This window comes from Actinotignum schaalii FB123-CNA-2 (assembly GCF_000411135.1).
Taxonomy (GTDB): Bacteria; Actinomycetota; Actinomycetes; order Actinomycetales; family Actinomycetaceae; genus Actinotignum; species Actinotignum schaalii_A.
Window position 1 is genome coordinate 831069 of sequence record NZ_KE150262.1, and the last position, 5405, is coordinate 836473.

Annotated in this window: 3 rRNA genes; all 3 read left to right on the forward strand. The window is 53.8% G+C overall.

The annotated features are described in order from the left end of the window. Positions 1–138: 138 nt before the first annotated feature. Positions 139–1687 (forward strand): 16S ribosomal RNA (locus HMPREF9237_RS03350). A 377-nt stretch (positions 1688–2064) separates the two neighbouring features. Next, positions 2065–5177: ribosomal RNA gene (locus HMPREF9237_RS03355) — 23S ribosomal RNA — on the forward strand. Between the two features lie 94 nt (positions 5178–5271). Continuing rightward, positions 5272–5389: ribosomal RNA gene (rrf, locus tag HMPREF9237_RS03360) — 5S ribosomal RNA — on the forward strand. The 16S, 23S and 5S rRNA genes sit together here, the layout of an rRNA operon. Positions 5390–5405: the final 16 nt, after the last annotated feature.

Consider the following 5405-nt stretch of genomic DNA (forward strand, 5'->3'; position numbering starts at 1 on the left):
TGCGAGGACAGTTAGCACTCCAATAGATAGTGACTAGGTGCCGTGTTTTTATGTGGTGTTTGGTTTGTTTGTTGGTGGTGTGTTGTTCTTGTTTTTTATTTTTTGTTTTTTGGGCTAGATGTTTTGGCTCTCTGGTTTTTTGTGGAGAGTTTGATCCTGGCTCAGGACGAACGCTGGCGGCGTGCTTAACACATGCAAGTCGAACGATGAAGCCTGCAACTTGTTGTGGGTGGATTAGTGGCGAACGGGTGAGTAATACGTGAGTAACCTGCCCTCCTTTTTGGGATAAGCCTTGGAAACGGGGTCTAATACTGGATATTCTGGCGCTCTCGCATGGGGGTGTTGGGAAAGCTTTTGTGAAGGGGGATGGGCTCGCGGCCTATCAGCTTGTTGGTGGGGTGATGGCCTACCAAGGCGGTGACGGGTAGCCGGCCTGAGAGGGTGACCGGCCACATTGGGACTGAGATACGGCCCAGACTCCTACGGGAGGCAGCAGTGGGGGATATTGCACAATGGGCGAAAGCCTGATGCAGCGACGCCGCGTGGGGGATGAAGGCTTTCGGGTTGTAAACCTCTTTCGCTATCGAACAAGGCTCACTTTTTTGGTGGGTTGAGGGTAGGTGGAGAAGAAGCGCCGGCTAACTACGTGCCAGCAGCCGCGGTAATACGTAGGGCGCGAGCGTTGTCCGGAATTATTGGGCGTAAAGGGCTTGTAGGCGGCTTGTTGCGCCTGCTGTGAAAACGCGGGGCTTAACTTCGCGCGTGCAGTGGGTACGGGCAGGCTTGAGTGTGGTAGGGGTGACTGGAATTCCAGGTGTAGCGGTGGAATGCGCAGATATCTGGAGGAACACCGATGGCGAAGGCAGGTCACTGGGCCATTACTGACGCTGAGGAGCGAAAGCATGGGTAGCGAACAGGATTAGATACCCTGGTAGTCCATGCTGTAAACGTTGGGAACTAGGTGTGGGGGGCCTTTCCAGGTTTTCTGCGCCGTAGCTAACGCATTAAGTTCCCCGCCTGGGGAGTACGGCCGCAAGGCTAAAACTCAAAGGAATTGACGGGGCCCCGCACAAGCGGCGGAGCATGCGGATTAATTCGATGCAACGCGTAGAACCTTACCTGGGTTTGACATGGATCGGGAGTGCTCAGAGATGGGTGTGCCTCTTTTGGGGTCGGTTCACAGGTGGTGCATGGCTGTCGTCAGCTCGTGTCGTGAGATGTTGGGTTAAGTCCCGCAACGAGCGCAACCCTTGTCTCGTGTTGCCAGCATGTTGTGGTGGGGACTCACGAGAGACTGCCGGGGTTAACTCGGAGGAAGGTGGGGATGACGTCAAATCATCATGCCCCTTATGTCTTGGGCGGGCTTCACGCATGCTACAATGGCTGGTACAGAGAGTGGCGAGCCTGTGAGGGTGAGCGAATCTCGGAAAGCCGGTCTCAGTTCGGATTGGGGTCTGCAACTCGACCTCGTGAAGTCGGAGTCGCTAGTAATCGCGGATCAGCATTGCCGCGGTGAATACGTTCCCGGGCCTTGTACACACCGCCCGTCACGTCACGAAAGTTGGTAACACCCGTAGCTCGTGGCCTAACCATTTTTTGGGGGGAGCGGTCGAAGGTGGGGCTGGCGATTGGGACGAAGTCGTAACAAGGTAGCCGTACCGGAAGGTGCGGCTGGATCACCTCCTTTCTAAGGATTGTTTGCAGGAGACGTTATAATCGGTGGGCTATTGGGGTTTGCTGGTTTTTGTTTTGTTTCTTGTTTGGGACGCGTAAAAAGAGATGCTTGGGGCATACACGGGTTTTGTGCTTGTTGTGTTTTGGGTGTTGTGTGGTTGGGCGTGCTGTTAGGCATTCGGACACTAGCTTGTCTGTTTACCGCCTGTGAGCAGTTGGTGAGGGTTTGTCCTTGTTTTCTGTTTGTGGTGTTGGTGTGGTGGTTGGTTGTCGCATAGTGAGCGTGAGCATCTTTATAACAAGCATGTGGTGCCAGAGGCTTTGGTTTTTGGTTGTGTGTTTGTTTGTGATTTTGCGTAATGTTTTTGTTTTGAGTTTCTTGTGTTTTGTTTTTTTGGTGTTGTAGGGCGTTTGGTGGATGCCTTGGTGCGTATGGGCCGAAGAAGGACGTTGTAGCCTGCGATATGCCTCGGGGAATTGGCTAGCGAGTGGTGATCCGAGGGTGTCCGAATGGGGGAACCTAGCCTGGGTTATGCCGGGTTGCTGCCAGCTGAATTGATAGGTTGGTGGTGGGAACGTGGGGAAGTGAAACATCTTAGTACCCGTAGGAAGAGAAAACAAGTGTGATTCCGTGAGTAGTGGCGAGCGAAAGCGAAGGAGCCTAAACCTTGTGTGTGTGATACCTGTCGGGGGTTGCATGCAAGGTGTTGTGGGGTGTTGTTTTCCTGCTACCGACATGGTGGGGCGTAGTGATAAATCGGGCTTGTAGGTGAAAGGTTTGGGAAGGCCTGCCGTAGACCGTGATAGCCGGGTAGCTGAAACTTGTTCGACTGCGTGATGACATGCCCGAGTAGCACGGGGCTCGTGGAATCTCGTGTGAATCTGCCAAGACCACTTGGTAAGGCTAAATACCCGTCGTGACCGATAGTGAATTTAGTACCGTGAGGGAATGGTGAAAAGTACCCCGGGAGGGGAGTGAAAGAGTTCCTGAAACCGGTCGCATGCAAGCCGTCAGAGCCTGTGTGGTGATGGCGTGCCTTTTGAAGAATGAGCCTGCGAGTTAGGATGTGTGGCGAGGTTAACCCGTGTGGGGTAGTCGTAGCGAAAGCGAGTCTGAAGAGGGCGGTTTTAGTTGCATGTTCTAGACCCGAAGCGGGGTGATCTACCCATGGCCAGGGTGAGGCACGTGTAAGAGCGTGTGGAGGCCCGAACCCACCAGGGTTGAAAACCTGGGGGATGAGTTGTGGGTAGGGGTGAAAGGCCAATCAAACTCCGTGATAGCTGGTTCTCCCCGAAATGCATTTAGGTGCAGCGTTGCGTGGTTCTTGTTGGAGGTAGAGCACTGGATGGTCTAGGGGGCTTATCGGCTTACCGAAATCAGCCAAACTCCGAATGCTGGCAAGTGTAGCGTGGCAGTGAGACGGCGGGGGATAAGCTTCGTCGTCGAGAGGGAAACAGCCCAGATCGCCGGTTAAGGCCCCTAAGTGTGTGCTAAGTGGGAAAGGATGTTTAGTTGCTGTGACAACCAGGAGGTTGGCTTAGAAGCAGCCATCCTTGAAAGAGTGCGTAATAGCTCACTGGTCAAGTGATTCCGCGCCGATAATGTAGCGGGGCTTAAGTTATCCGCCGAAGCTGTGGCAACCTGTGTGGTTGGGTAGGGGAGCGTCGTGTCAGTGGTGAAGCTGCCGGGTGACTGTGTGGTGGAGTTGATGCGAGTGAGAATGCAGGCATGAGTAACGTTTGGAAGGTGAGAATCCTTCCCGCCGTATGACTAAGGGTTCCAGGGCTAGGTTCGTCCTCTCTGGGTTAGTCGGGTCCTAAGGCGAGGCCGACAGGCGTAGTCGATGGGTAACCAGTTCTTATTCTGGTACCGGTTTTATTGCGTCCAGTGTCTTCTGCGTTGATGCTAACCATCCTGCTCGCATCATGATGCATTGATCCTTTTTTGGGTTTTTGTTGTTGGTGTGTGGTGGCGTGGGGTCCTAAGTGTGGGAGGCAAGCGTGTTAACAGGTGTGACGCAGGGAGGTAGCTTCGCGTGCCTAATGGCTTGGCGCGTTTAAGGGTGTGGCCTGTTTCCTAGGTAAATCCGGGGGACATATAGGGTGAGGCCTGATGGTGACCACTTTTTTGTGGGAAGTAGAGTGATCCTGTACTGCCGAGAAAAGCATCGACGTGAGTGGTAAGACCGCCCGTACCCGAAACCGACACTGGTAGTTGGGTAGAGCATACTAAGGCGTGCGAGTGAATCGTGGTTAAGGAACTCGGCAAAATGCCCCCGTAACTTTGGGATAAGGGGGACCTGAGCTGTCGTGCACCCGTGCGGTGTGGTGGCGGTGAGGGGCGCAGAGTCCAGGGGGAAACGACTGTTTACCAAAAACACAGGTCCGTGCGAAGCTGTAAGGCGATGTATACGGACTGACGCCTGCCCGGTGCTGGAAGGTTAAGCGGACTGGTTAGCCCCTTTTTTTGGGGGCGAGGCTGGGAAGTTAAGCCCCAGTAAACGGCGGTGGTAACTATAACCATCCTAAGGTAGCGAAATTCCTTGTCGGGTAAGTTCCGACCTGCACGAATGGAGTAACGATTTCCCTACTGTCTCCACCATGAACTCGGTGAAATTGCATTACGAGTAAAGATGCTCGTTTCGCGCAGCAGGACGGAAAGACCCCGGGACCTTTACTATAGCTTGGTATTGGTGTTCGGTACGGTTTGTGTAGGATAGGTGGGAGACTGTGATGCATTGACGCTAGTTGGTGTGGAGTCGTTGTTGAAATACCACTCTGATCGTATTGCATGTCTAACTTTGGTCCGTGATCCGGGCTAAGGACAGTGCCTGGTGGGTAGTTTAACTGGGGCGGTTGCCTCCTAAAGGGTAACGGAGGCGCTCAAAGGTTTCCTCAGCCTGGTTGGTCATCAGGTGGTGAGTGTAAGTGTAGAAGGAAGCTTGACTGTGAGACAGACATGTCGAGCAGGTACGAAAGTAGGAACTAGTGATCCGGCGGTGGCTTGTGGAAGCGCCGTCGCTCAACGGATAAAAGGTACCCCGGGGATAACAGGCTGATCCTGCCCAAGAGTTCATATCGACGGCATGGTTTGGCACCTCGATGTCGGCTCGTCGCATCCTGGGGCTGGAGTCGGTCCCAAGGGTTGGGCTGTTCGCCCATTAAAGCGGTACGCGAGCTGGGTTCAGAACGTCGTGAGACAGTTCGGTCCCTATCCGCTGCGCGCGGAGGAATCTTGAGAAGGGCTGTCTTTAGTACGAGAGGACCGAGACGGACTGACCTCTGGTGTGCCAGTTGTTCTGCCAAGAGCATGGCTGGTTGGCTACGTCGGGTTGTGATAACCGCTGAAAGCATCTAAGCGGGAAGCCTGCTTCGAGATTAGTTCTCGTTCCACCTTTGGGGTGGGTGAGGTCCCCGGTTGATGATCGGGTTGATAGGCCAGGGATGTAAGGCTTGTGAGGGTTTTAGTTGACTGGTACTAATGGACCGATGGCCAAGATAACATTGTGTGAGAGATTTTTTTGCGTGAGATGAGTTGTTTGCGTTCACTGTGCGATGACTGGCCGCCATGTGGTGGTTGGTTGGTGTTTTGGTTGTGGCGGTGGTTATAGCGGCAAGGTTACGCCCGGTATCCTTTTCGAACCCGGTAGCTAAGGTTGTTTGCGCTGATGGTACTGCACTCGGTGGGGTGTGGGAGAGTAGGTTGCTGCCGCCATGTTTTTTAGAGTGTG